We start from the raw sequence: 26,188 nt of genomic DNA on the forward strand, positions 1-26,188 counted from the left end.
GAAACTTTTGGAGTTCCTTGGCCAGGGTGATCGGCAATTCCTTACAGAAGCTGTTTTCAAAGTTTTACGCCTGCAGGACGGCTGATGAGTGTTGACGAGGGCTTGAAATCTGCGTCAACACCGGACTGCGGGGTTACTTGACTGTGCTCGTGACGCTTTGAAAACAGCTTCCAACGGACATTGGCGCCTTAAAAGGCTCGCTGATTCTACGGGAAAACTTTGCTAAAGGTAAGTTAAGCCCTACACGTTCGGGGGTGACCCTTGTTAGACAAAGGGCTAACATGCGGGCTTGTTTCGCCTGCTGCCGTCCTCTTTGCCATGCCCAATCAAATCATCAAAACGCCCTGCGTCGGCCTGTGCTCCACCGTTTACGGGGATCTGGTCTGTCGTGGCTGTAAGCGTTTCCACCATGAAGTGATCAACTGGAACGGCTATAACGAGGCTGAAAAGCGTGCGGTGTGGTTGCGCCTGGAGCAGTTGCTGGTGCAGGTCATGACCGCCAAGCTCGAAGTGTTCGACGCCGAGAAACTGCGCCAGCAACTGGTGCAGCGCAAGATTCGCTTCGTGCCCAATCAGTCCGAATATTGCTGGGCCTACCAATTGATCGCCCGGGGTGCGCGGGTGATCTCCACGATCGAAGCCTACGGACTGGTCTTGATGCCGGAGTTTCGTGACTGGCCGCTGCCGGACCTGCGCGACGCGATTGATCGGGAGTTTTTCCTGCTTTCCGAGGCCCATTACGAGCGCTACATCGCGCCGGGATTTCTGAAGGATGCGTTTGCGGGGTAGGCATTTGCTGGAGCGAGCGGGCGGCGATTCCGACTTGCCCGCGAATCGCTATTCCTGTCGCCCTGTGTAGTGCGTGAAATGACGCCTTCGCGGGCAACCCTCGCAACAGGTTGACCCACAGACTTGGGTCCCCGGCTTCAACCCTTCACCCAAACCTCTTCCAGATGCTCGATGATTTCTTCGGTCTTGAGCACCAGCACGTCGCTTTCCAGTGAATCCAGTACCACCTCGGCGGTATTGCCGATCAGCGCGCCTGAAATCCCGGTGCGCGCCACGGTGCCAATAACCGTGACGGCCGCACCCAGCTGACGGGCGGTGAACGGGATCAGCACGTCAGCCGGTCCTTCGGCGATGTGCAAATGGTCGTCATCAATATCGAACTCGGTCTGAAAGGCCTGGCACTGCTCGCGATAACGGGCTTCGATGGTTTCCTTGAGCTGGAATACCGGGTCCGCCGCTGACAGCATGGGCGACGGGTGCGCAGCGATCACGTGCAATCTGGCTTTGGCCAGGGCCGCGATGTCATAGCCGCGATCAATGATGTCGAAATGCAGGGCGCGGTGTTCGTCATCAGTGTTCCCCACATCAACGGCCGCCAGGACCACGCCGTTAACCCACGGCTTATCGGTCTTGACCATCAGCACCGGGCTTGGGCACAGACGCAGCAGTTTCCAGTCTTCGGGCGTCAGCAGCGCTTTCTTCAGGGGGTTGTCAGGAAAGTGCTGCTTGATCACCAGCCCGCAGCCTTCGGCCTGTTGAACCTGAATGATGGTGTTGTGCAGGTTTTCGTCCCACGCCTGTTCGCCGGTGGCACTGAAGCCTTCGTCATGCAGACTTCGCTTGAGTTCGACGAGCTGCTCGGTATGGGAGCGCTTCTTTCTATCGCAAATCAGCAGGTGCAAATGCGCCTGGGTCATGCCCGCAATCAGGCGCGCTCGCTTGAGCGCCAGGCTGTCGGCGTGGTTGGGCTCGATAACCACTAAGATGCTGCGAATCGCTTGCATGAGTTGGATCTCCCGGCTGCATAGGCAACCAGATCACTATAGTTGCACTGCTCGGATTCACGCGTTGATTCAGGTCATTTCATTTCTATCGCGGGAGTTCGGTGGCCCTCGTATAATGCCGGGCTTCGCCCACCGGCCATCCGTGAACTTATGTATCCGATTCCTGAAATTGAAGCCTTTCTGCTCTGCCGCACCCCCGACAGCTGGGTCCAGGCTGCTCTGTGCAATCTGGACATCCTGTTGATCGACCATGCGAACAACGAAAAGAAGGCGGCTGGAGCGGCATTTCAGTTCATGTTCCAGTACAACGACAAGTTCGACCTGCTGAGCAAGATGTCCCGGCTGGCCCGGGAAGAGCTGCGTCATTTCGAACAAGTCATCAGTATCATCAGGAAACGAGCAATTCCGCTGGTCAACATCAGCTCGGCGCGTTATGCCGGAGCCTTGCGCAAATTGGTGCGCAACCACAATCCGTACCGTCTGACCGATGCGCTGATTGTCGGTGCCGTGGTCGAGGCGCGTTCCTGCGAGCGTTTTGCGGCGTTGGTCCCGCATCTGGACGAAGAACTGGCCAGGTTCTACGGCAGCCTGCTCAAGTCAGAAGCCCGGCATTTTCAGGACTATCTGAAACTGGCCCATACCTACGGGACCCAGGCCGATGTCGAGGCCAAGATTCAGGAAATTCTTCTGGCCGAACGGGAGTTGATCGAAAGTCCGGATGAAGAGTTTCGTTTTCACAGTGGCGTGCCTGCGCTGGCCTGACGCTCCCCTTTCACAAAAAAAGCGTCTTCGGACGCTTTTTTTCATCCAGATAGCAAGCAAGCTAACAAAAGTCTGGACATTAGCTGCCTAAGCAGTAATATCGCTGAACTCTCTGCCTAGGCAGCTAATTTGGTGGATTCATGAAACATTTCGGTCCGGACAACCCGCAATCGACCATCCTGGCCATGCTGATCGGCCGAACCAATGTGCTCAAAGACCGCATGCTCGACCAGCAGTTGGTGCCCTATGGGGTCACTTCTTCACAGTTCAAAGTGCTGATCATCGTTGCCCAGTTCGGTGCCGATACACCTGCCGAGTTGTGTCGGCATCTGTCGCTGGACAGCGGTTCGATGACCCGCATGCTGGATCGTCTGGAGCAAAAGCAGCTGATCAAACGCACGCGCTCGGCTGTTGATCGTCGTCAGGTCCACCTGGCATTGACCGCCGAGGGCCAGGCCATCACTGATTGCATGCCGCAGATCGGCGCCGATGCGATGAACCAATTGCTCGGTGTTCTGGATGCGCAAGAGGTGGCCAGCCTGGAGCGGATCCTGAGCAAGGTGCTGGTCGATGCCAACGACCACATCACCATCACTCGTTTGAGTTTCATAAAGACAGGTGCGAAATGAATGGCACTCTTTTGCAGGTGCGTCATAGCCTGTTGCTGCTTGCCCTGAGCCTTGCCGGCTGCGCCAATTACAGCGGTCTGGTGACTGAAGGTAAAAGCCTTGATGCCACAAGCCTTCAGGCGAAACACAATCTGCAGGGCATCACGCTGTCCCCGGCTGCATGGCCCAAGAGCGACTGGTGGAAGAGCCTCGGCGATACGCAGCTCGATGGCTTGATCGCCGAAGCGTTGCGTGACAGCCCGGACATGCAGGTTGCCAGCGCACGTACCCATCAAGCCTTGGCCACGGCCTATGCCGCCGATGCTGCGCGGATGCCGACCCTCGACGCCAACGCCGGCATCAGCCGTTCTCGTCTGGCGCGGGATCAGGACCCGCTCGGTGAAGGGGATCGTTACAGCACCGTGCGCAGCCTGGGCGTCAGTTTTGATTACGGCTTCGATCTGTGGGGCGGACAGCGCGCCGCCTGGGAAGCCGCGCTGGGTGAGGCCCGTGCTGCCGAGATCGATCAGCAGGCTGCGCAATTGACCCTGGCGGCAGATGTGGCGCGGGCTTACAGCGATCTGGCTCAGGCTTATGTGGTTCATGACCTGGCGGCCCAGGACCTCAAGCGCACCCGACAATTGCTGGAGCTGGGCGGTCGCCGTCTGCGATCCGGAATCGACAGCCACTATCAATACCAACAGACCGAAAGCCTGGAAGCGAGCTCTCAGGAGCAGGTGATCGACGCTGACAAGCGTTTGCGCAGCGCGAAAATTGCCCTGGCGGTGTTACTGGGCAAAGGCCCGGACCGAGGCGAAGCGCTCGTTCGGCCCAATGTACTCAAGCCCGCCGTGGTGGCGTTGCCCTCTTCACTGCCCGCCGAACTGCTGGGGCGCCGCCCGGACATCGTCGCGGCCCGGTGGCGGGTGGAGGCCGCGAGCAAGAATATCGTGGCAGGCAAGACCCGGTTCTACCCGAACCTGAACCTCAGTGCTGCGGCGGGCACCGAGTCGTTGGTGGGTGATGCGCTGTTTGGTGCGACCAGTCGCTTCTTCAATATTGCCCCGACCCTTTCCCTGCCGCTGTTTGATGGTGGGCGGTTGCGTGCTGACCTGGATGCCCGGGACGCCGATTACGATCTGGCCGTGGCGCAATACAACAAGAGCCTGATCCGGGCCTTGGGCGACGTGAGCGACGACATCGGTCAACTGCGGGACATGGAGGGCCAGATTCAGGCTCGGCAGCACGCGACCGATGTTATCCAGCAATCGTTCGACACCGCCGTGCAGCGTTATGGCTCGGGCATTGGCAATTATGTGGATGTGCTGACCATCGAACAGCAACTGCTGCAATCCCAACGCCAACTGGCCGATCTCAACGCCGAGCGAATCGATCTGTCGATCCAACTGATGCAGGCCCTGGGCGGCGGTTTTGAGGGGCAAGGTCCTTCTGAATCAACCGATCCGGCTACGGGTTCAACTGCGTCGCTGACTAACTCAAGGTAATCGTCATGGCTGCTGCCGCTAGCGAAAACACTGCTGATTCAAAAAAACTGTCTCCCGACGCCACGCCCCAAGAGGGTAAAAAAGACAGCAACCCACGCAAGCGCAAGCTTCTGCTGCTGGGGGTTCTGGTGCTTGTGGTGCTGGGCGGACTGGGCATTTGGGGCTGGTACGAACTGTACGGCCGCTGGAGCGAGAGCACTGACGATGCCTATGTGAACGGTAACGTCGTGGAAATCACCCCGTTGGTCACCGGTACAGTCATCAGCATTGGCGCTGATGATGGTGATCTGGTTCGGGAAGGTCAGGTGCTGCTCAGGTTTGACCCGAGCGACGCCGAAGTCGGCCTGCAAAGTGCCGAAGCCAATCTGGCCAAGACCGTGCGCCAGGTGCGTGGCCTGTACAGCAATGTGGACGGCATGAAGGCCCAACTGGCCGCGCAACGCGCTGAAGTGAAAAAGGCGCAGGACAATTACAGTCGGCGGAAAAATCTTGCGGCGGGCGGGGCGATTTCCCTGGAAGAGCTTTCTCATGCTCAGGACGATCTGACCAGCGCGCAAAGTGCTCTGAGCAATCTGCAGCAACAATTGGCCAGCAGCGTGGCCCTGGTAGATGACACCGAGGTTTCGTCGCACCCGGATGTGAAAGCCGCCGCCGCGCAACTGCGTCAGGCGTATCTGGCCAACGCCCGCAACACGCTGATTGCTCCCGTGACCGGCTATGTCGCGAAGCGCTCCGTGCAGTTGGGCCAACGTGTCCAGCCGGGGACGGCACTGATGGCGGTCATCCCGCTGGATCAGCTGTGGATCGACGCCAACTTCAAGGAGACCCAACTGGGCAAAATGCGCATCGGCCAGCCCGTTGAGATCGAGTCCGATCTGTACGGAAGCGATGTGAAATACAGCGGCACCATCGACAGTCTGGGCGCGGGCACCGGCAGTGCCTTTGCACTGCTGCCTGCGCAAAACGCCACGGGTAACTGGATCAAAATCGTTCAGCGCGTGCCTGTGCGCGTTCATATCAATCCTGATGAGTTGGCCCAACATCCGTTGCGTATCGGCCTTTCCACAGTGGTTGATGTTGACCTGCACGACCAGAGCGGTCCCGTCCTGGCCCAGCAGCCACCGAAAAAAGCGCCGTTCAGCACCACGGTGTATGAGAAACAACTGGCTGAGGCTGACGCGATGATCGCGCGTGTGATCCAGGAAAACAGCGCTGCGGCGGCGAGCGGCAAGACTGCTCAGCGCTGACCCGCCCCTCCGTAGCCTCGGCCAGTCAGGCCGAGGCGTCGCCATAGCTTTCAGGGATTCGCGATGAGCGCCAACGCCCCCGCTTCATTTACACCGCCCAGCCTGCTGCTGTGCACCATTGGTTTGTCTCTGGCGACGTTCATGCAGGTGCTGGACACCACCATCGCCAACGTCGCCTTGCCGACCATCTCGGGTAACCTGGGCGTCAGTTCGGAGCAGGGCACCTGGGTCATCACCTCGTTTGCTGTCAGCAACGCAATCGCCTTGCCGCTGACGGGCTGGCTCAGTCGTCGGGTAGGTGAGGTCAAACTGTTTCTGTGGGCGACGATTTTGTTCGTGATCGCCTCGTTTCTGTGCGGGATTTCCCAGTCGATGCCTGAGCTGGTGGGATTTCGTGTGTTGCAAGGCATCGTTGCCGGGCCGCTGTACCCAATGGCGCAAACCTTGCTGATTGCGGTCTATCCTCCCGCCAAACGGGGGATGGCACTGGCATTGCTGGCGATGGTCACGGTAGTCGCGCCCATTGCCGGGCCGATTCTCGGCGGCTGGATCACCGACAGCTACAGTTGGCCGTGGATCTTCTTTATTAATATCCCGATTGGTCTGTTCGCCGCGCTGGTCGTGCGCGCGCAACTGGCCAAGCGTCCGGTCGAAACCAGCTATCAGCCCATGGATTACGTTGGATTGCTGACGTTGATCATTGGGGTTGGCGCGTTGCAGATTGTGCTCGACAAGGGCAATGATCTGGACTGGTTCGAATCGAACTTCATCATCATCGGTTCTGTCATCTCTGCCATCGCTCTGACGGTGTTCGTGATCTGGGAAATGACCGACAAGCATCCCGTCGTCAACCTGCGCCTGTTCGCGTTCCGTAATTTCCGTATCGGCACCCTGGTGCTGGTGGGCGGTTATTCCGGTTTCTTCGGCATTAATCTGATATTGCCCCAATGGCTGCAGACGCAAATGGGGTACACCGCCACTTATGCGGGCCTGGCGGTGGCGCCGATTGGCATCCTGCCGGTGCTGATGTCGCCCTTCGTCGGCAAGTATGCGCACAAGTTTGACCTGCGCTTGCTGGCGGGTCTTTCATTTCTGGCTATCGGGGCCAGTTGCTTCATGCGCGCCGGTTTCACCAACGAAGTGGATTTCACGCACATCGCCCTGGTGCAACTGTTCATGGGGGCCGGGGTTGCGTTGTTCTTCATGCCGACCCTGAGCATCCTGTTGTCAGACCTGCCGCCTCATCAAATCGCCGACGGTTCCGGGCTGGCAACCTTTCTGCGCACGCTGGGTGGCAGCTTTGCCGCGTCACTGACGAGCTGGATCTGGATTCGCCGGGCGGAGGAGCATCATGCTTACTTGAGTGAGAACCTCAGCACTTACGACCCGGCCACCCGAGATGCCCTGAACCACTTGGGTGGCGCGGGCCCGCAGGCTTACGCGCAACTGGAGCAAACCCTCAATAGCCAGGCCTACATGATGTCCACGGTGGATTACTTTTACTTACTGGGGTGGGTGTTCATGGGGCTGATCCTGCTGGTGTGGCTGGCCAAACCGCCATTTGCCGCCAAGGCTGGGCCGGCGGCCGGGGGAGGGCATTGATAATGCTTGTTGGAGCGACCGGGCGGAGTTCCGTTTTGCCCGCGAATCAGGCAACGCGGTTCAACAGGTGCACCGCGTCATCGTTCTTCGCGGGCAAGCCTCGCTCCAACGGATCATCAATCCGGCAGGGGTGCCAGCACTGGCTCCGCCACAAAATCAAACGCATTCAGCGCAAAGCCTTGTTCGTCGACCTGCAACGCCCAGCCCTGTTTGTCCCAGTCACCCAGAACGATACGTCGGGCGGCGTCTTTGCCGATTTGCAGTTTGTGGATCGCCGGCCGATGGGTGTGGCCGTGGATCAGGGTTCGTACACCGTATTGAGTCATGACCTTCGGGACTTCTTCAGGCGTGACGTCAACGATGTCGTTGGTTTTCATGCGGGTCTGGGCCCGGCTTTCGCTGCGCAATTTGCGTGCGAGTTTGTTACGGGTGCTCTTGGGGAGATTGCGCAACACCCATAAGGTCAACGGGTTGCGTAGGATACGGCGCATGCGCATGTAGGCTTCATCGCGCGTGCACAGACTGTCGCCATGCATCAGCAGCACGGGCTCGCCATTCATCTGGACGACGCTCGGGTCGCGCAATAGTGTGCAGCCCGCCGCCTTGCAAAAGGCGCGGCCGATCATGAAGTCGCGGTTGCCATGCATCAGGAATATTTGCGTACCGCTTTCGCTTAGCTCGCGCAGTGCCAGGCAGATCGAGCGCTGGAACGGTGACATGGCGTCGTCACCGATCCAGGCTTCGAAAAAATCCCCGAGGATATACAACGCCTGCGCAGCGCGGGCGCGGCCGGCGAGCAGATCCAGAAACGCCCGGGTGATGTCCGGGCGCTCCTCCTCAAGATGCAGATCGGAGATCAGCAATATCACTCAACGATCTCGGCTTTCTCGATGATCACGTCTTCGGCCGGTACGTCTTGATGACCGGATTTGCTGGTGGTGGCGACGCCCTTGATCTTGTCGACCACGTCCATGCCTTCAACCACTTTACCGAACACCGCATAACCCCAGCCTTGTGTGGTCTTGGCGCTGTGATTCAGGAAGCTGTTGTCGCCCACGTTGATGAAGAATTGTGCGGACGCCGAATGCGGCTCCATGGTACGCGCCATGGCAACCGTGTACTTGTCGTTCGGCAGGCCGTTGTCGGCTTCGTTCTGGATGCTTGGACGCTTGTCTTTCTTTTCTTTCATGCCAGGTTCGAAACCGCCGCCCTGAATCATGAAGTTGCCGATCACACGGTGGAAAACGGTGTTTTCGTAGTGGCCCGCGTTGACGTATTCGATGAAGTTGGCAACGGTCAGCGGTGCTTTCTCAGCATTGAGCTGCAAAACGATGTCGCCGTGGTTAGTAGTCAGTTTTACTTTGGACATGGAAAAGTCGCTCTTTTTGATTCGTGAATGGGGCGCGATATGACCCTGACGCGCAGTTTACAGAGGTCGTTACATAATTCAGTCGAGTTTTTAACGCGAAGGTTTTGGTATGGGCGCTATTAGCTACTTGACAGCATCGGCTATGATAGGCGCTTTGATTTAGTCGGCCTACCCTGGCCGCGCACTTGTATTGTCCAAGGATCCTATGAGCAAGCCCACTCAAGACCCCGCTGCGAATTCAAAGGCAGGCCCTGCTGTTCCGACCAATTTCCTGCGCACCATTGTTCAGGCTGACCTGGATGCCGGCAAGCACACCAGGATCGTCACGCGCTTTCCGCCTGAGCCCAACGGTTATCTGCACATCGGCCACGCCAAGTCGATCTGCGTGAATTTCGGGCTCGCCAAGGAGTTTGGCGGCGTCACGCATTTGCGTTTTGACGACACGAACCCGGCCAAGGAAGACCAGGAATACATCGACGCCATCGAAAATGACGTCAAGTGGCTGGGCTTTGAATGGTCCGGTGAAGTGCGTTATGCCTCGCAATACTTCGACCAATTGCACGACTGGGCAGTCGAGCTGATCAAGTCGGGCAAGGCTTACGTCGACGATCTGACCCCCGAGCAGGCCCGCGAATACCGCGGCACTCTGACCGAGCCGGGCAAGAACAGCCCGTATCGTGAGCGCAGTGTCGAGGAAAACCTGGACCTGTTCGCCCGGATGAAAGCCGGTGAGTTCGAGGATGGCGCTCGTGTGTTGCGCGCGAAAATCGACATGGCTTCGCCCAACATGAACCTGCGCGACCCGATCCTGTATCGCATTCGTCATGCTCACCACCACCAGACCGGCGACAAGTGGTGCATTTATCCGATCTATGACTTTACCCATGGTCAGTCGGACGCCATCGAAGGCATCACGCACTCGATCTGCACCCTGGAATTCGAAAGCCATCGTCCGCTGTACGACTGGTTTCTGGATAATCTGCCAGTACCTTGCCACCCTCGGCAGTACGAATTCTCGCGTCTGAACCTGAACTACACCATCACCAGCAAACGCAAGTTGAAGCAACTGGTGGACGAGCAGCACGTGTCCGGTTGGGACGATCCGCGCATGTCGACGATTTCGGGTTTCCGTCGTCGCGGCTACACGCCCGCTTCGATTCGCAACTTCTGCGAGATGATCGGTACCAACCGTTCTGACGGCGTGGTGGATTTCGGCATGCTTGAATTCAGCATCCGTGACGATCTGGACCACAGCGCGCCGCGCGCGATGTGCGTACTGCGTCCGCTGAAAGTCGTGATCACCAACTACCCGGAAGGTCAGGTCGAGACGCTGGAACTGCCGCGTCACCCCAAAGAAGACCTCGGCGTGCGCGAGCTGCCATTCTCCCGGGAAATCTACATCGACCGTGACGATTACATGGAAGAGCCGCCAAAAGGCTATAAGCGCCTTGAGCCCAACGGCGAAGTGCGTCTGCGCGGCAGCTATGTGATTCGTGCCGATGAAGCGATCAAGGATGCCGACGGCAACATCGTCGAGCTGCGTTGCTCGTATGACCCGCAAACGCTGGGCAAAAACCCTGAAGGCCGCAAGGTCAAAGGTGTTGTGCATTGGGTGCCGGCAGCACAAAGCGTTGAGTGCGAAGTGCGTCTGTATGACCGCCTGTTCCGCTCCCCGAACCCGGAAAAAACCGAAGACGGCGCCACGTTCCTGGACAACATCAATCCCGAGTCCCTGAAAGTGCTGACCGGCTGTCGCGCCGAACCGTCATTGGGGCACGCGCAACCGGAAGACCGTTTCCAGTTCGAACGCGAAGGTTACTTCTGTGCGGACATCAAGGACTCCAAACCCGGTCAACCCATCTTTAACCGGACTGTGACGCTACGCGATTCGTGGACTTAAGGAGCCTAAGTGCTTTCAATCTACAACACGCTCACCAAGAGCAAAGAAGTCTTCAAGCCGCTGGATGGCAACAAGGTGCGCATGTACGTCTGCGGGATGACCGTTTACGACTACTGCCACCTTGGCCATGGCCGCAGCATGGTGGCGTTCGACCTGGTCACGCGCTGGCTGCGTTTCAGCGGCTATGACCTGACGTATGTGCGCAACATCACCGACATCGACGACAAGATCATCAACCGCGCCCGCGACAACGGCGAAAGCTTCGATGCCCTGACCGCACGCATGATTGATGCAATGCATGAGGACGAAGCGCGGCTGAATATCCTGCCGCCAGACATGGAGCCGCGTGCGACTGATCATATCGCTGGCATGCACGCCATGATCCAGACCCTGATCGACAAGGGTTATGCCTATGCGCCGGGTAATGGCGACGTGTATTACCGCGTCGGCAAGTTCCTGGGGTACGGCAAGCTGTCGCGCAAGAAGATCGAAGACTTGCGCATTGGCGCCCGGATTGAAGTGGATGAGTCCAAGGACGACCCGCTGGATTTCGTGCTCTGGAAAGGCGTCAAGCCGGGTGAACCGAGTTGGGAATCGCCGTGGGGCGCCGGGCGTCCGGGCTGGCACATCGAATGCTCGGTAATGTCCACCTGCTGCCTGGGTGAGACCTTCGATATCCATGGCGGTGGCAGTGACCTTGAGTTTCCGCACCATGAAAACGAAATCGCCCAGAGTGAAGCGGCGACCGGCAAGACCTACGCCAATGCCTGGATGCACTGCGGCATGATTCGCATCAACGGCGAGAAGATGTCCAAGTCCTTGAACAACTTCTTCACTATTCGCGACGTGCTGGAGAAGTATCAACCGGAAGTGGTGCGTTATCTGCTGGTGTCGAGCCATTACCGCAGCGCCATCAATTACTCCGAAGACAGCCTGAAAGAAGCTAAGAGTGCGCTGGAGCGGTTCTATCACGCGCTGCGCGGGTTGCCGGTTGCCGAGCCTGCCGGTGGCGAAGCGTTCGTCGAGCGTTTCTCTGCAGCCATGAACGACGACTTCGGTACGCCTGAAGCCTGCGCCGTGCTGTTCGAGATGGTGCGGGAGATCAATCGTCTGCGTGAGACAGATCTGGCTGCCGCTGCCGGGTTGGCTGCGCGCTTGAAGGAACTGGCCAGTGTGCTGGGCGTTCTGCAGCTTGAAGCCGATGACTTTCTGCGTGCAGGCGCTGAAGGGCGGGTTGATGCCGCAGAAGTCGAAGCGTTGATTGAAGCCCGGCTTGCTGCGCGTGCTGCAAAGAACTGGGCCGAATCCGACCGCATCCGCGATCAGCTCACCGCCATGGGCGTGGTGCTGGAAGACGGAAAGGGCGCAACGACCTGGCGTCTGGCGGATTGAGCGGCCGTTTATTGAAGGGGTGATTCCTGGAGGCGCTTATCTCTGCTGGTGGGTGGCGCGTTTCGGATCGGGGGCGGCAACAGCATTGGCGGCGCGGCTTATTCTGGTTTCGCCCTGACGGTCGACTCCTTTTGTTTCGGCAAAAGGAGGAAACCATTGTGCGCTGACGTCCGGCCCCTGCTGCGCAGGGGTTCCTTCGCTCCGGTGTTGTGCATGTGCGCGAAGGTGAACTTGCCACCGCCGGATCACACCGTCTACCGCTTCACATTCCCCTTTCCCGCAACCGCTTGTACAGCGTATTGCGGCTCACGCCGAGCCGCTTGGCGAGCTGTGAAATGTTGCCGCCAGTCGCTTGCAACAATTCATTTAAATCGTCTGTCTCGGCCAGTCTCAGCCCGCGATCGCACGCCGCCGCTGTTGGCTGTGCTTCCAGTTCGGTCTCCAGATCGGCAAAAAAATCATCCGGCAGATGCTCAAGCCCGATCGGCTGATCATCGGCCAGGGCCAAAGCCACCTGTATGACGTTGCTGAGCTGACGCAGATTGCCGGGCCAGGGATGTGCTTCGAACAGCGCTAAAACCTTCGGCTCGAAACCCCGATGCTGGTGCGCCTCCCGGTGCTGCTCCCAAAGGCTCTGGATTAATTCGGCTTTGTCCGTGCGTTGGCGCAGGGGCGGCAATTGCAGGTTAAGTCCGCTGATCCGGTAGTACAGATCCTGGCGAAACAGGCCTGCCTGCACCTGCTCGCGCAAGTTGCGGTTAGTGGCCGATATCAGCCTTATATCCACTGGGTATTGCTCGCTGCTGCCCAGCGGCTGCACGCAACGTTCCTGCAACACCCTCAGCAATCGGGCCTGAACAGCCAGAGGCATGTCGCCGATTTCGTCGAGAAACAAGGTGCCTTTATCGGCTTTGCGAATCAGGCCAACGCTGCCTTTTTGGTGGGCGCCGGTGAACGCGCCTTTTTCGTAACCAAACAGTTCGGATTCCACCAGGTCTGCGGGTATCGCCGCGCAGTTCACGGCGATCAGCGCTCGGCTGGCCCTTGAGCTGGCGTGGTGCAGCGCTTTGACAAACACTTCCTTGCCGACGCCCGTTTCGCCATGAATCAGCAGCGGAATGTTTTTCTCCAGAAGCCGTTCGGCCTGGCGCACGGCTTTGTCCACCGTCGGATCGCCCAGGCCGACCGCCGCCAATGGCAGCACATCGTTTGGCACGGCTTGGGTGGGCGTAGGGACCGCGTGAAGGTGGATCGGTTTGCGCTTGGGGCGCCTGAGCACGCCGTGAAACCGGTTATGCCCTGAAGCCTGCAAGGCAAATGGCTGGCCTTCCGGCTCATCCAGCAAACGCGCGACCACACTTTTGAACAGGTTTTCGATATTGGCCCGCAGCAGGCTCACGCCCAGCAGATTCTCGGCGCGACGATTGGCGCTGATGATCTGACCGGTTTCATCGAAAATCAGCAGGCCGGCCCATTGGCTGTCCAGATTATTGAGCCCGGTATTGAAAGTCAGCTGGAAATGCGTGTCCTGGAACTGATCAAGGATCAAGCGGTTTTCCACGGACTGGCTCATCATTTTCACCATGCCCAAGGTATGGGACGGGGGCAGGAAGCTGTCACTGGAGACATCCAGCACGCCGATGATCCGCCGGTTTGCGTCGAAAATCGGTGCGGCAGAGCCGGTCATGAAACGGTTGGCTTTAAGGAAATGCTCGTCGTGTTCAATGTGCACCGCCTGTTCGCACGCCAATGCAGTGCCAATCGCGTTGGTGCCGGCGCCGCGTTCGACCCAACTGGCCCCGGCCATGAAGCCTTGGGTGCGGGAGGGGTCGATGAAGCGTTGGGCGCCCCAGGACTTAAGCAACTGGCCCTGATGGTCGGCCAGCAGAATCAGGCAGTTGGAGTTGGCGAGAATGTTCTCGTAGACCGGCAGCACCTCCTGATGAGTGGTTCTCACCAACGAGTGGTGACGATCCAGCAGTTCAATGACCTGCGCCCCCGGCAATTGGCCGAATGAAGGGCTGGACTGATGGTTCAAGCCGAACTCCCGACAACGCGCCCAGGAGTCCTGAACGATGATGTCGTGAGCGAGGGGGGCGCTGGGTATGACCATGAGAGGGAATCCTGCGAGTACGTTTATTGTTTTTGTTTTATGACCTGCGCGAGCGGCCTGGCTCGAAACGTTCCTCCAGTGTTGGTCAATATTGTTCAAAGTCAATGTTCAGTTTGTTCAAGTGTTCAGTGTTTGCTGTTCATTTTTGTTCAGCATTGAAACCGCGTTCCTGACCGTATTTGAAGCGAAGGCTCTGGTCCGCACCTTTGCTTTAATCATCTTCGAAGGCGCGGACTTGGCACGCTTGTCGCAATCAGCAAAAACATTCGGAAAAGATTTCGACCGAATGCAACACCCCTTATAAGAACTCACAATAAAGGGCACGCCATGTCACTCACGCTGGAGCACGTCAGCCGCGTTGTCGACGGCCAAACATGGATCGACGACGCATCCTTGAGCTTCGAACCCGGCTCCTTCAACGTTCTGCTAGGCCGCACCTTGTCAGGCAAAACCAGCCTGATGCGCTTGATGGCGGGTCTGGACAAACCTGATAAAGGCCGGATCCTGATGAACGGCAAGGACGTCACGCACACGGCGGTTCGTCATCGCAACGTGTCGATGGTCTATCAGCAGTTCATCAACTACCCGAGCATGACGGTGTTCGACAACATCGCCTCGCCGCTGCGTCAGGCCGGTGTCTCCAAAGACGTCATCCACAGCAAGGTGCAGGAAACCGCAAAAATGCTGCGCATCGAGCGCTTCCTGCAGCGCTACCCGCTGGAACTCTCCGGTGGCCAACAGCAACGCACCGCCATGGCTCGGGCGCTGGTCAAGGATGCCGAGCTGATTCTGTTTGATGAGCCGTTGGTCAACCTCGATTACAAACTGCGCGAAGAACTGCGGCAGGAGATGCGCGAGCTGTTCGAAGCGCGGCACACCATCGCCATCTACGCCACCACCGAGCCCAACGAAGCGCTGGCGCTGGGTGGCACCACGACGATCCTGCACGAAGGCCGGATTGTGCAGAGTGGCAAGACCCCCGAGGTGTATCACCAGCCCAGGACCGTCATGGCGGCCGAGCTGTTTTCCGAGCCCCCCATCAACCTGATGCCGGGCCGCATTGATGGCAATGAAGTCAGTTTCGCCAATTTCGTGCATTTCCCGCTCAATGTAGACCTGCGCAATGTGGGGGATGGTCAGTACCGTTTCGGGGTACGTCCGAGCCATTTGAGCCTGGTGCCCTCCAACGATGATGATCTTGAGCTGGCAGTCAGTGTGGAACTGGCGGAAATCAGCGGCTCGGAAACCTTTCTGCATGTGCGCAACGAGCATTTCTCGCTGGTGCTGCATTTGCCTGGCGTGCATTCCTACGATGTCGATGCCGCGATCCGGGTGTATATCCCGACCCACAAATTATTTGTCTTCGATGAGCAGGGCCGCCTGATTCAGGCGCCGGGCTTGCGCATGGCGAGGGTTGCCTGATGGCTGAAATCCGTTTGCAAAATCTTGCTCACAGCTACAGCAGCACGCCGTCGGGACCTGACGACTACGCGATCCGCGAGATGAGCCATATCTGGGAGCAGGGTGGCGCGTATGCCTTGCTGGGCCCGTCGGGCTGCGGCAAATCAACCCTGCTCAATATCATTTCCGGTTTGCTGAGCCCCTCTGAAGGCCAGGTGATGTTTGATTCAAAGGTGGTCAACGACCTGACCCCGGAGAAGCGCAACATCGCTCAGGTTTTCCAGTTTCCGGTGGTCTACGACACCATGACGGTGTACGACAATCTGGCGTTCCCCCTGCGTAATCAGGGGATGGACGAAAAGCGCATTCATGCCAAAGTGCAGGAAATCGCCGACGTGCTGGACCTGCAGCCCGTGCTGAAAAACAAGGCGAAAAACCTTACTGCGGACGAAAAACAGAAAGTCTCCATGGGCCGGGGCTTGGTTCGGGACGATGTGTCAGCCATTCTTTTCGATGAGCCCTTGACCGTCATCGACCCCCACCTGAAGTGGAAACTGCGGCGCAAGCTCAAACAGATTCACGAGCAGTTCAACATCACCATGGTCTACGTCACCCACGATCAGCTCGAAGCGTCGACGTTCGCTGACAAGATCGCGGTCATGTACGGCGGGCAGATCGTGCAGTTCGGTACACCTCGCGAGCTGTTCGAGAGGCCCACTCACACCTTTGTCGGCTACTTCATCGGCAGCCCCGGCATGAACCTGATTGAAGTCACTGCGCAAGCCGGTGGCGTCGGCTTCGGTGACGTTCATGTGCCGCTGTCGCAGGCGCTGCAGCAAAAACTTGCCAGCACCCGGTTCAGCAGCCTGAAAATCGGTATCCGGCCAGAGTTCATCCATGTGTGGGAAGGGCCGTATGACGACGCCATGTGCGCCGATGTGACCTACGTCGAAGATCTCGGAACCTACAAGATCCTGACCTTGAACCTGGCTGGCCAGCCTCTGAAGGTGCGGCTACAGGAAGACAAACCCGTGCCCCAGGGGCAGGCCTGGATCAGCTTTCCGAGCCAGTGGCTGATGCTGTACGCCGACGACTATTTGCTTCAGGCCAGCGCCGAAAGCGAGGTGCCCCATGCGTAAGGTGCAAAACAAGGCCTGGTGGCTGGTGCTGCCGGTGTTTTTGCTGGTGGCGTTCAGTGCCGTCATTCCGATGATGACCGTGGTCAATTATTCGGTGCAGGACATCTTCGACCAGTCCAGCCGGTACTTTGTGGGTACGGAGTGGTTCAAACAGGTGCTCCAGGACCCGCGTCTGCACGATTCGCTGCTGCGTCAGTTCATCTATTCGGGCTGCGTGCTGTTGATCGAAATTCCCTTGGGAATCGCCATTGCGCTGACCATGCCGACCAAAGGTCGCTGGTCTTCGTTGTGCCTGATCGTCATGACCATCCCGCTGCTGATCCCGTTTAACGTAGTCGGCACCATCTGGCAGATTTTCGGCCGCGCCGACATCGGGCTGATGGGGTACGTGCTGAACCAGATCGGTATCAACTACAACTATGCGGCCAACGCCTCGGATGCCTGGGTGACGGTGCTGATCATTGACGTCTGGCACTGGACATCGTTGGTGGCGCTGCTCTGCTACTCCGGTCTGCGCGCCATACCTGACGTTTATTACCAGGCCGCACGCATTGACCGGGCCTCCAGTTGGGCAGTCTTCCGACACATTCAGTTGCCGAAAATGAAGAGCGTGCTGCTGATCGCCGTGATGCTGCGTTTCATGGACAGTTTCATGATCTACACCGAACCCTTCGTGCTGACGGGCGGCGGACCAGGCAACTCGACCACGTTCCTCAGCCAGACGCTGACCACCATGGCCCTGGGCCAATTCGACCTGGGACCGGCAGCCGCGTTCTCGCTGGTGTACTTCCTGATCATCCTGCTGGTGTCGTGGGTGTTCTACACCGCCATGACCCACGGCGAAAAGAACTGAGGAGCGGCCATGAACCTGCGCAAAGTCGTGCCGTTGTGGATCTACCTGCTGTTCCTGCTGGTGCCGATCTACTGGCTGATCAACATGTCGTTCAAGACCAACACTGAAATCCTCGGCGGCCTGACGTTGTGGCCGCAGGACTTCACCTTTGCCAATTACAAAGTGATCTTCACCGATGAAAGTTGGTACAGCGGCTATATCAACTCGCTGTACTACGTTTGTCTGAATACCGTGATATCGCTGAGCGTCGCGTTGCCAGCGGCCTATGCTTTCTCACGCTTTCGTTTTCTCGGCGACAAGCACCTGTTTTTCTGGCTGCTGACCAATCGCATGGCACCACCGGCGGTGTTCCTGTTGCCCTTCTTTCAGTTGTATTCGTCCATCGGGCTGTTCGATACGCATATTGCCGTGGCGCTGGCGCATTGCCTGTTCAATGTGCCCCTGGCGGTGTGGATTCTCGAAGGCTTCATGTCGGGCGTACCCAAGGAAATCGATGAAACGGCTTATATCGACGGCTATAGCTTTCCCAAGTTCTTCGTGAAGATATTCGTCCCGCTGATTGGCTCGGGCATCGGTGTGACGGCGTTCTTCTGCTTTATGTTCTCGTGGGTCGAGTTGTTGCTGGCGCGCACCCTGACGTCGGTCAATGCCAAGCCCATTGCCGCGGTCATGACCCGAACCGTCTCGGCGTCGGGTATCGACTGGGGCGTGCTGGCGGCGGCCGGGGTGCTGACCATTCTGCCAGGCATGCTGGTGATCTGGTTCGTTCGTAACCATGTGGTCAAGGGCTTCGCCCTGGGCCGCGTCTGAGGAGTCGAAAAATGGAGTGGATGTCCTGGACCTTACCGACTGCGGTCTTCTTCGCCAGCATTGCCCTGATATTGGCAGGTATGACGGTGTGGGAGCTGCGCTGCGCAAGCATTGAACGTCGCGGTTTCCTGCCCATCGCCACCACCCGGGGTGACCGGTTGTTCATCGGGCTTCTCGGCAGCGCCTACCTTCACCTGTTGGTCATTGGCGCGACCGACTGGAGTATCTGGGTGGCTTCGGGCATTTCCCTGGTTTGGCTGTTGGTAGTGATGCGATGGGGTTAGGCGTTGGCTGGCGCGTGGTGTTCAAGCGCTCCGGTTGGCGGGCTTTTGAGTGGACCATATAAGAATCAACACTGGAGGTGTCTATGTTCAATAACAAAAACAAGCTGCGACATAGCGTGACAATCGCCACGATGCTCACGATCAGCGGCTTGAGCATGTCGGCGTGGGCGGATCAGTATGAGGATGCTGCAAAAAAATGGGCCAGCAGCGAATTCAGGCCGTCCACCCTCAGCCCCGAGCAGCAACTGGAGGAGTTGAAGTGGTTCATCAAGGCGGCGCAGCCGTTCCGGGGGATGGACATCAAGGTGGTTTCCGAAACCTTGACCACCCACGAATATGAATCCAAAACCCTGGCCAAGGCGTTCACCGAAATTACCGGCATCAAGGTCACTCATGACTTGCTGCAAGAAGGCGACGTGATCGAGAAGCTGCAAACGGCTATGCAGTCCGACCGAAGTATTTACGACGGATGGGTAAACGATTCGGACTTGATCGGCACTCATTTCCGCTACGGCAAAGCGCTTTCGATTACAGAAATGATGGCCAGCCCTGAAGGCATGAAGGCCACATCGCCCACCCTGGATATCAAGGACTTTATCGGCACCTCGTTCACCACCGCGCCGGACGGCAAGCTGTACCAATTGCCCGATCAGCAGTTCGCCAACCTCTATTGGTTCCGGGCAGACTGGTTCGAGCGTGCGGACCTCAAGAAGCAATTCAAGGACAAGTACGGCTACGAGCTGGGTGTGCCGGTCAACTGGTCGGCGTATGAAGACATCGCCAAGTTCTTCAGCGAAGACGTCAAGGAAATCGACGGCAAGCGCGTCTACGGCCACATGGATTACGGCAAGAAAGACCCGTCCCTGGGCTGGCGCTTCACGGATGCCTGGTTTTCCATGGCGGGCAGTGGCGACAAAGGCTTGCCCAACGGCCTGCCGGTGGACGAGTGGGGCATTCGGGTCGAAGACTGCCATCCGGTCGGTTCCAGTATCACTCGCGGCGGCGACACCAATGGCCCGGCGGCAGTATTCGCGACCCAGAAGTACATCGACTGGCTCAAGGCTTACGCGCCGCCTGAAGCGGCAGGCATGACGTTTTCCGAGTCCGGCCCGGTACCGGCCCAAGGCAACGTTGCGCAGCAGATTTTCTGGTACACGGCTTTTACTGCCGACATGACCAAGCCAGGTCTGCCGGTCATGAACGCCGATGGCACACCCAAATGGCGGATGGCGCCATCACCCAAAGGGCCGTATTGGAAAGAAGGCATGAAACTGGGGTATCAGGACGTCGGTTCCTGGACCTTCCTCAAGGCCTCTGACGAGAAGCGCCGTCTCGCCGCCTGGCTGTACGCGCAGTTCGTGACCTCCAAAAGCGTTTCGTTGAAGAAAACCATTGTCGGCCTGACGCCGATTCGCGAATCGGACATCAACTCCAAGGAAATGACCGAACTCGCGCCGAAACTCGGTGGTCTGGTGGAGTTCTATCGCAGCCCGGCCCGTGTGCAATGGTCGCCAACGGGCACTAACGTGCCGGACTATCCGAAGTTGGCGCAGTTGTGGTGGAGTCACGTGGCTGAAGCGGTGACCGGCGAGAAGACGGCGCAAGTGGCACTGGACGGTCTGGCCAAGGATCAGGATGCAATCATGACCCGCATCGAGCGTTCCAAAGTTCAGGATGCCAGCGGCTGTGCGCCAAAAATGAACCCGGAAACCACGGCAGAAGCCTGGTACAAAAAAGGCGAGGCAACGCCGGATGGCTGGGCTGCTCCCCAGCGCAAACTGGCGAACGAGAAGCCCAAGGGTGAAACCATCGCCTACTCGGAGCTCCTGAAAAGCTGGGAAAGCGCCAAGAAGTAGGGGTCACCTTGCGGAAATAAAAAAAGCACCCGACGGGTGCTTTTTTTATTGGCGGCGGATTCCCTGCTGAATCAGCCGTGCAGGGTTTCAGCGGCGTAAAGCGTGTTTTCCAGCAGGCAGGCGCGGGTCATGGGACCCACGCCGCCCGGAACCGGCGTGATCCAGCCGGCGCGGGGCAGGGCGGTCTCGTAGACCACATCGCCCACCAGCTTGCCGTCGGCCTGACGATTGATGCCGACGTCGATCACGATCGCCCCTGGCTTGATCCATTCGCCCTTGACCAGCCCGGGTTTGCCTGCCGCGACGACAACAAGGTCGGCACGACCCACGTGGCCGGCCAGATCCTGAGTGAAGCGGTGAGTGACCGTGACCGTGCAGCCGGCCAGCAGCAACTCCATGGCCATCGGGCGGCCGACAATATTGGAAGCGCCCACGACGACTGCGTCCATCCCGTAGAGATCGACGCCTGTGCTTTCCAGCAGCGTCATGATGCCTTTGGGCGTACAGGGGCGCAGCAACGGAATACGCTGGGCGAGGCGGCCTACGTTATAAGGATGGAAGCCGTCCACGTCCTTGTCAGGGCGAATACGCTCCAGCAGCAACGAGGCATCCAGATGCTCAGGCAGCGGCAGTTGCAGCAGGACGCCGTCGATTGACGGGTCATCATTCAGGCGGTCGATCAGCTCGGTCAACGCGAGCTGAGTGGTTTGCGCCGGGAGATCGTAGGCTTGCGAAATAAAGCCGACTTCCTCGCAATCTTTACGCTTATGCGAGACATAAACCTGAGAGGCGGGGTCGCTGCCCACCAGAATCACCGCGAGGCCGGGTGTACGCAGGCCTTGATCGCGACGTTCGGCGACACGTTTGGCGATCTGCTGGCGCAGGCTGGCGGCGATCGCTTTGCCGTCGATAAGTTTTGCAGTCATTACGCGTGATTAACCATCGAGAGGGATTGGAAAAGAGCGCGCATTCTCGCATGTCACGACGCATGGGCAAAGGCGCTTGGTCCTTGAATTCAGCTAACTCCTTTATCTAACTGAATTTTTTCGAAAAAAGAGTTGACGACCCTGGGGACCGTCTATAAGATTCGTCGCACTTGTCGGGCACAGCCCAGCACTGGTTAAGCTAGCACTGGTTGATTTGGTCAGGCAGAGTTGCAGATTGGCTCGGTGTGATTGAAAACCTTTTAATTTGTGATCGTTAGAATACAGATTATATAAGTGCCCGTAGCTCAGCTGGATAGAGCATCCGCCTTCTAAGCGGATGGTCGCAGGTTCGAGTCCTGCCGGGTGCGCCATTAAAGGCAGCTTTGGCACAAGTAAGATGTCACGGTTACAACGCAATATGGTGGGCGTAGCTCAGTTGGTAGAGCACGGGATTGTGACTCCCGTTGTCGAGGGTTCGATCCCCTTCGTCCACCCCATATTCAGAAAGGCGCCAGACTTATAATCTGGCGCCTTTGCTTTAAAGATTGAATGCGGATGTGGTGGAATTGGTAGACACACTGGATTTAGGTTCCAGCGCCGAAAGGTGTGAGAGTTCGAGTCTCTCCGTCCGCACCAGTTGTACTTTCGTGGAGTTCCGATGAGAACCGCGAAGTTTAGAAAGGCCGCCTTCTCGGGTTGTGTGAAACCTGACAGTCTGTCCGAAAGTTAAAAAATGCTCCGCATCGAAAGATGCGGAGCATTTTTCGTTATGGCCTGCATCCAGGGTGAGCTGCGCAGTCAGGTCAGCCTTTTCCCGGTCTCGCAGGATGAGTTGATCCCAAAGGCGCAGATTTCCCGTCCTTTGATCCTGCGGATCACCACTGCGCTAACGAGGCATCAGCGCCTCGGGACAGTAATCGGTTGGTGAGGTTTGTGGATGATCACCCCAATAGAGGTGGTGGTATACCCTTGAAGCTGAAGCTTCAGATGGACCTCCTGCTTATAGGGCGGAAGATCGACGTGATAGTCGAGAGGGCTCGTTCCCATATTCCAGTCCATTTCTGCGACTTTGTAACCGTCGTCAGTAAGCTGATCAATCATTCGTTGAATGTCCTTCTTGCGAAAAATGACAGTAGGACCTTCTTCTATCGTTTCGTCGTCTGAGCAGACATTGAATTCTGTTGTATGGACCGAAATGCCGCCAGGCTTCAACACCTTCATTGAGTTTCTGACGAAGTCTATACCGTGCTGGATGCTTCCCAGGTACTCGAAGGCACAAGACGACCAATTGAAGTCAAATCGGCCGTCGAACTCTGGAGGGATGTTGTTCATGTCAACGAACTCAAAGCTTACAAGCCTGTCGAACTCAGCCTCGTCACAAAGCATTCGCTCGTTTAGTGATGCCTTGTTTTCCGCGTGCTCATTATTGATGAGCCATCCTTTTTCAACCGCTGAGCTTGTGTTCAGGTCCGTTGCCAGAATCTGGGCACCCTGGCTTGCGAAGGCTGACGCGAGGGGTTCCGACCCTACCGCAAAACCAAGCCCCTCGCGTCCCGGCCTTAGAAACCCGTTGCTGCGCAGCGCTTCTGCAACAAATACCCATTCCCATATTTTGCGATGCATGTGGTTGGGCGTTCCAAAGAAAGTGGCCCAGTCCTGATATAGCGTGGAGGCGAGTTTTTCCTGAGTGCAGAGCTGCGACTTCATGCCTTGTCCTTTTGCAATGTCCGGTTAGTCTGAATGAATCCTGATCCTCAATAATTAATAGCAGAGTATTCCCGATCCTGAGAGACAGAGCTCCGGTGGAGGGCTGTGCGGCATTTGACTGTGGAGTCCTGCAGTGGGTGGCGCGGCATGCCTTCGTTGTGTACGATGCCCGCCGGGTCGAGTCAGGCTGGACGCTGGCCCAGCGTTAACAAATCAGTACAGCAAAAAGGACACTGATTTCTGGCTCCAAATCCGGGGCCTTGTTGGGCGGGCGTTCGGGGCTTAAATCGGGTTCCCCTCGTCCGCACCACGATACAAGCGTTGTTGCTGGTTCAGCGCCAACGCTTTAATAAAGCCGCCTGGCAGGCTGTGTGAAAACTCTTGTGCTCGGTAATGCTGCGTTAAGAGCAGGCGAAAATAATCATTTAGGGCATCTGGATTCCTCTTTTTTACCCGTTTTGTGTTGTCTTGCCTTCGATCGCTACGTTTTCATACAGTCTTTAATGCGGCTTTTTTTGTTTCAGAATTATCGTTTTATCGTCTTGCCCGACCGCCAGGCTCTGCTGCCGTCGGTCGCACAAGACGAGTTTTTGGAGTGGGGTCGGCGGCGGGCATGTGTACGCGATGCCTTCTATATAGCTGTGCCAGACGCGTTTTGGCCGGTGAAGGGGCTGCTCGGTGGGCGCCTGCCAGCTTGCTGATGCCTTCCTATTTATTTGCCCTTTTTCAGTAGGGTGACTTCTTGAGTTTGACCCACTAGAATGCATGCCCTTGATTCTGGGGTCGGAAACGGCCGGCTAACGTCTGTGCAACGAGGAATATCCATGCAAGTTTCTGTTGAAAATACTTCCGCTCTTGAGCGCCGCATGACCATTGGCGTGCCTGCCGAACGCATCGAGACTGAAGTCAACAAGCGTCTGCAGCAGACCGCACGTAAAGCCAAGATCCCGGGCTTCCGCCCAGGCAAAGTGCCTATGAGCGTGATCCGCCAGCGTTATGAAGATGGCGCTCGCCAGGAAGCGCTGGGCGATTTGATCCAGGCTACCTTTTATGAAGCAGTGGTTGAGCAGAAGCTGAACCCGGCTGGCGCTCCTTCTGTTGAGCCCAAGTCCTTCGAAAAGGGCAAGGATCTGGAATACGTCGCGACGTTTGAAGTGTTCCCTGAGTTCACTGTTGCAGGTTTCGAGTCCATCGCTGTTGAGCGTCTGTCTGCAGACGTGGCTGATGCCGATCTCGATAACATGCTGGAAATCCTGCGCAAGCAGAATGTTCGTTTTGAAGTGGCCGACCGTGCTGCCCAGAACGAAGACCAGTTGAACATCGATTTCGTCGGCAAGGTTGACGGCGAAGAATTCGCTGGCGGTTCTGCGACGGGCACTCAGCTGGTGCTGGGTTCCGGCCGCATGATCCCTGGCTTCGAAGACGGTCTGGTTGGCGCTAAAGCCGGCGAAGAGCGTGTCCTGAGCCTGACTTTCCCGGAAGATTACCAAAACCTGGAACTGGCGGGTAAAGCTGCCGAGTTCACCGTGACCGTCAACACCGTTTCCGAGCCTAAGCTGCCTGAGCTGAACGAAGAGTTCTTCAAGCAGTTCGGCATCAAGGAAACCGGCATCGACGGCTTCCGCACCGAAGTTCGCAAGAACATGGAGCGCGAGCTGCGTCAGGCGATCAAGTCCAAGGTCAAGAATCAGGTGATGGACGGCTTGCTGGCCGCCAACCCTATCGAAGTCCCCAAGGCGCTGCTCGATAACGAAGTGAATCGTCTGCGCGTGCAGGCTGTTCAGCAGTTCGGCGGCAACATCAAGCCTGATCAACTGCCGGCAGAGCTGTTCGAAGAGCAAGCCAAGCGTCGCGTTGAGCTGGGTCTGATCGTGGCTGAAGTCGTCAAGCAGTTCGAACTCAAGCCTGATGACACCCGTGTCCGTGAGCTGATCCAGGAAATGGCATCCGCCTACCAGGAGCCAGAGCAGGTCGTGGCCTGGTACTACAAGAACGAGCAGCAAATGAACGAAGTGCGTTCGGTTGTGCTTGAAGAGCAAGTTGTGGATACTGTTTTGCAGAAAGCTAGCGTGACCGACAAATCGGTCTCCTACGAAGAAGCAGTCAAGCCGGTAGAAGCTCCAAAAGCCGACTGATTTTTTTCTCTCGTTCGAAAACACCTACAAGCCAGCGTTCGCGCTGGCTTGTGCGTATTCAAGAAATGACTATTTGGGAGTGAATGCAGGACATGTCCCGCAATTCTTATATTCAGCAGAACTCTGACATCCAGGCCGCTGGCGGCCTGGTCCCGATGGTTATCGAGCAGTCCGCCCGTGGCGAACGCGCCTATGACATCTATTCGCGTTTGCTCAAGGAGCGTGTGATTTTTCTGGTAGGCCCGGTAGAAGACTACATGGCCAACCTGATTTGTGCGCAACTGCTGTTCCTTGAAGCCGAAAACCCGGACAAGGACATCCATCTTTACATCAATTCACCGGGCGGCTCGGTGACTGCAGGCATGTCGATCTACGACACCATGCAGTTCATCAAGCCCAACGTGTCGACCACCTGTATCGGTCAGGCGTGCAGCATGGGCGCGTTTCTCCTGACTGCCGGTGCTCCTGGCAAGCGTTACTGCTTGCCGAACTCGCGCGTGATGATTCACCAGCCACTGGGCGGTTTCCAGGGGCAGGCTTCGGATATCGAAATCCATGCCAAGGAAATCCTCTTCATTCGTGAGCGTCTCAACACGCTGATGGCCAAGCACAGCGGGCACACTCTGGAAGAGATCGAGCGTGATACCAACCGCGATAACTTCATGAGTGCAGAAGCTGCGCGTGAGTACGGGCTGATCGATGAAGTGATCACTCAGCGCCCCGCTTAAAATAAGCAGCTCAATACAGGGCTGGTCGGCTGTCTGACACCTGCGGGCTTGAAAAAGC

Annotated in this window: 23 protein-coding genes and 3 tRNA genes; 20 read left to right on the plus strand and 6 right to left on the minus strand. The window is 57.5% G+C overall.

Annotated elements, in window-relative coordinates:
- Positions 1-318 precede the first annotated feature (318 nt).
- Positions 319-789, plus strand: a complete 471-nt coding sequence (locus ACP7B0_RS12780; protein ID WP_426141746.1) for a DUF1289 domain-containing protein — start codon at positions 319-321, stop codon at positions 787-789.
- A 137-nt stretch (positions 790-926) separates the two neighbouring features.
- On the opposite strand, the gene ACP7B0_RS12785 is transcribed toward ACP7B0_RS12780, so the two are convergent.
- Complete coding sequence (locus ACP7B0_RS12785) at positions 927-1,793, minus strand: universal stress protein (protein WP_426141747.1); 867 nt, start codon at positions 1,791-1,793, stop codon at positions 927-929.
- A 150-nt stretch (positions 1,794-1,943) separates the two neighbouring features.
- On the opposite strand from ACP7B0_RS12785, the gene ACP7B0_RS12790 reads away from it, so the two are divergent.
- The 5 genes from ACP7B0_RS12790 (at position 1,944) to ACP7B0_RS12810 (ending at position 7,517) form a co-directional block, all read left to right on the plus strand.
- Positions 1,944-2,555: a tRNA-(ms[2]io[6]A)-hydroxylase gene (locus ACP7B0_RS12790; protein WP_426141748.1), complete on the plus strand. Its 612-nt coding sequence runs from the start codon at positions 1,944-1,946 to the stop codon at positions 2,553-2,555.
- Between the two features lie 140 nt (positions 2,556-2,695).
- Positions 2,696-3,184, plus strand: a complete 489-nt coding sequence (locus ACP7B0_RS12795; RefSeq protein WP_426141750.1) for a MarR family winged helix-turn-helix transcriptional regulator — start codon at positions 2,696-2,698, stop codon at positions 3,182-3,184.
- Complete coding sequence (locus ACP7B0_RS12800; RefSeq protein WP_426141751.1) at positions 3,181-4,668, plus strand: efflux transporter outer membrane subunit; 1,488 nt, start codon at positions 3,181-3,183, stop codon at positions 4,666-4,668. The genes ACP7B0_RS12795 and ACP7B0_RS12800 overlap by 4 nt, the downstream gene beginning before the upstream one ends.
- A gap of 5 nt (positions 4,669-4,673) precedes the next feature.
- On the plus strand, positions 4,674-5,915 hold the full coding sequence (locus ACP7B0_RS12805; protein ID WP_426141752.1) for an HlyD family efflux transporter periplasmic adaptor subunit: 1,242 nt from the start codon (positions 4,674-4,676) through the stop codon (positions 5,913-5,915).
- Between the two features lie 63 nt (positions 5,916-5,978).
- A complete protein-coding gene (locus tag ACP7B0_RS12810) occupies positions 5,979-7,517 on the plus strand; it encodes a DHA2 family efflux MFS transporter permease subunit (RefSeq protein WP_426141753.1) in 1,539 nt (512 codons plus the stop codon).
- Positions 7,518-7,633: 116 nt separating this feature from the next.
- Here ACP7B0_RS12810 and ACP7B0_RS12815 read toward each other — a convergent pair whose 3' ends face one another.
- Both ACP7B0_RS12815 and ACP7B0_RS12820 read right to left on the minus strand, forming a co-directional pair.
- Entirely contained in the window at positions 7,634-8,386 is a 753-nt protein-coding gene (locus ACP7B0_RS12815; RefSeq protein WP_426141754.1) for a UDP-2,3-diacylglucosamine diphosphatase, read from the minus strand.
- A complete protein-coding gene (locus ACP7B0_RS12820) occupies positions 8,383-8,886 on the minus strand; it encodes a peptidylprolyl isomerase (protein WP_426141756.1) in 504 nt (167 codons plus the stop codon). The genes ACP7B0_RS12815 and ACP7B0_RS12820 overlap by 4 nt, the downstream gene beginning before the upstream one ends.
- Before the next feature lie 205 nt (positions 8,887-9,091).
- On the opposite strand from ACP7B0_RS12820, the gene ACP7B0_RS12825 reads away from it, so the two are divergent.
- The gene (locus tag ACP7B0_RS12825) at positions 9,092-10,786 is read left to right on the plus strand and encodes a glutamine--tRNA ligase/YqeY domain fusion protein (protein ID WP_426141758.1); all 1,695 of its coding nucleotides are present in this window, start codon (positions 9,092-9,094) and stop codon (positions 10,784-10,786) included.
- Positions 10,787-10,795: 9 nt separating this feature from the next.
- A complete protein-coding gene (gene cysS, locus ACP7B0_RS12830) occupies positions 10,796-12,178 on the plus strand; it encodes a cysteine--tRNA ligase (RefSeq protein WP_426141759.1) in 1,383 nt (460 codons plus the stop codon).
- Between the two features lie 262 nt (positions 12,179-12,440).
- On the opposite strand, the gene ACP7B0_RS12835 is transcribed toward cysS, so the two are convergent.
- Positions 12,441-14,291: a sigma-54-dependent Fis family transcriptional regulator gene (locus tag ACP7B0_RS12835; protein WP_426141760.1), complete on the minus strand. Its 1,851-nt coding sequence runs from the start codon at positions 14,289-14,291 to the stop codon at positions 12,441-12,443.
- Positions 14,292-14,618: 327 nt separating this feature from the next.
- Between ACP7B0_RS12835 and ACP7B0_RS12840 the strand changes: the two genes are divergently transcribed.
- The 6 genes from ACP7B0_RS12840 to ACP7B0_RS12865 all read left to right on the plus strand — a co-directional run bounded on the left by ACP7B0_RS12840 (position 14,619) and on the right by ACP7B0_RS12865 (position 20,634).
- Positions 14,619-15,713 (plus strand): ABC transporter ATP-binding protein, encoded by a 1,095-nt coding sequence (locus ACP7B0_RS12840; RefSeq protein ID WP_426141761.1) that lies wholly within the window; start codon positions 14,619-14,621, stop codon positions 15,711-15,713.
- Entirely contained in the window at positions 15,713-16,831 is a 1,119-nt protein-coding gene (locus ACP7B0_RS12845) for an ABC transporter ATP-binding protein (RefSeq protein ID WP_426141762.1), read from the plus strand. The genes ACP7B0_RS12840 and ACP7B0_RS12845 overlap by 1 nt, the downstream gene beginning before the upstream one ends.
- Positions 16,824-17,684, plus strand: a complete 861-nt coding sequence (locus ACP7B0_RS12850) for a carbohydrate ABC transporter permease (RefSeq protein WP_426141763.1) — start codon at positions 16,824-16,826, stop codon at positions 17,682-17,684. The genes ACP7B0_RS12845 and ACP7B0_RS12850 overlap by 8 nt, the downstream gene beginning before the upstream one ends.
- 9 nt (positions 17,685-17,693) lie before the next feature.
- Positions 17,694-18,494 (plus strand): carbohydrate ABC transporter permease, encoded by an 801-nt coding sequence (locus ACP7B0_RS12855; protein WP_426141764.1) that lies wholly within the window; start codon positions 17,694-17,696, stop codon positions 18,492-18,494.
- 11 nt (positions 18,495-18,505) lie between these two features.
- The gene (locus tag ACP7B0_RS12860) at positions 18,506-18,778 is read left to right on the plus strand and encodes a DUF2160 domain-containing protein (RefSeq protein ID WP_426141765.1); all 273 of its coding nucleotides are present in this window, start codon (positions 18,506-18,508) and stop codon (positions 18,776-18,778) included.
- Positions 18,779-18,861: 83 nt separating this feature from the next.
- The gene (locus tag ACP7B0_RS12865; RefSeq protein WP_426141766.1) at positions 18,862-20,634 is read left to right on the plus strand and encodes an ABC transporter substrate-binding protein; all 1,773 of its coding nucleotides are present in this window, start codon (positions 18,862-18,864) and stop codon (positions 20,632-20,634) included.
- 71 nt (positions 20,635-20,705) lie between these two features.
- On the opposite strand, the gene folD is transcribed toward ACP7B0_RS12865, so the two are convergent.
- Positions 20,706-21,560, minus strand: a complete 855-nt coding sequence (gene folD / locus ACP7B0_RS12870) for a bifunctional methylenetetrahydrofolate dehydrogenase/methenyltetrahydrofolate cyclohydrolase FolD (RefSeq protein WP_426141767.1) — start codon at positions 21,558-21,560, stop codon at positions 20,706-20,708.
- Positions 21,561-21,854: 294 nt separating this feature from the next.
- Here folD and ACP7B0_RS12875 point away from each other — a divergent pair.
- From ACP7B0_RS12875 to ACP7B0_RS12885, 3 genes are all read left to right on the plus strand, one after another.
- Positions 21,855-21,931, plus strand: a tRNA-Arg gene (locus ACP7B0_RS12875).
- 50 nt (positions 21,932-21,981) lie between these two features.
- Positions 21,982-22,057 (plus strand) — tRNA-His (locus tag ACP7B0_RS12880).
- Positions 22,058-22,111: 54 nt separating this feature from the next.
- Positions 22,112-22,196: transfer RNA gene (locus tag ACP7B0_RS12885), tRNA-Leu, on the plus strand.
- A gap of 261 nt (positions 22,197-22,457) precedes the next feature.
- Here the strand turns inward: ACP7B0_RS12885 and ACP7B0_RS12890 are convergent.
- Complete coding sequence (locus ACP7B0_RS12890; RefSeq protein ID WP_426141768.1) at positions 22,458-23,267, minus strand: methyltransferase type 11; 810 nt, start codon at positions 23,265-23,267, stop codon at positions 22,458-22,460.
- Between the two features lie 371 nt (positions 23,268-23,638).
- On the opposite strand from ACP7B0_RS12890, the gene ACP7B0_RS12895 reads away from it, so the two are divergent.
- The 3 genes from ACP7B0_RS12895 to clpP all read left to right on the plus strand — a co-directional run bounded on the left by ACP7B0_RS12895 (position 23,639) and on the right by clpP (position 26,130).
- Positions 23,639-23,968, plus strand: a complete 330-nt coding sequence (locus ACP7B0_RS12895; protein ID WP_426141769.1) for a hypothetical protein — start codon at positions 23,639-23,641, stop codon at positions 23,966-23,968.
- 123 nt (positions 23,969-24,091) lie between these two features.
- Positions 24,092-25,402 (plus strand): trigger factor, encoded by a 1,311-nt coding sequence (tig, locus tag ACP7B0_RS12900; protein WP_426141770.1) that lies wholly within the window; start codon positions 24,092-24,094, stop codon positions 25,400-25,402.
- A gap of 92 nt (positions 25,403-25,494) precedes the next feature.
- Positions 25,495-26,130: an ATP-dependent Clp endopeptidase proteolytic subunit ClpP gene (clpP, locus tag ACP7B0_RS12905; RefSeq protein ID WP_426141771.1), complete on the plus strand. Its 636-nt coding sequence runs from the start codon at positions 25,495-25,497 to the stop codon at positions 26,128-26,130.
- Positions 26,131-26,188: the final 58 nt, after the last annotated feature.

The sequence above is a fragment of the Pseudomonas sp. DWP3-1-2 genome (genome assembly GCF_049896285.1).
GTDB lineage: Bacteria > Pseudomonadota > Gammaproteobacteria > Pseudomonadales > Pseudomonadaceae > Aquipseudomonas.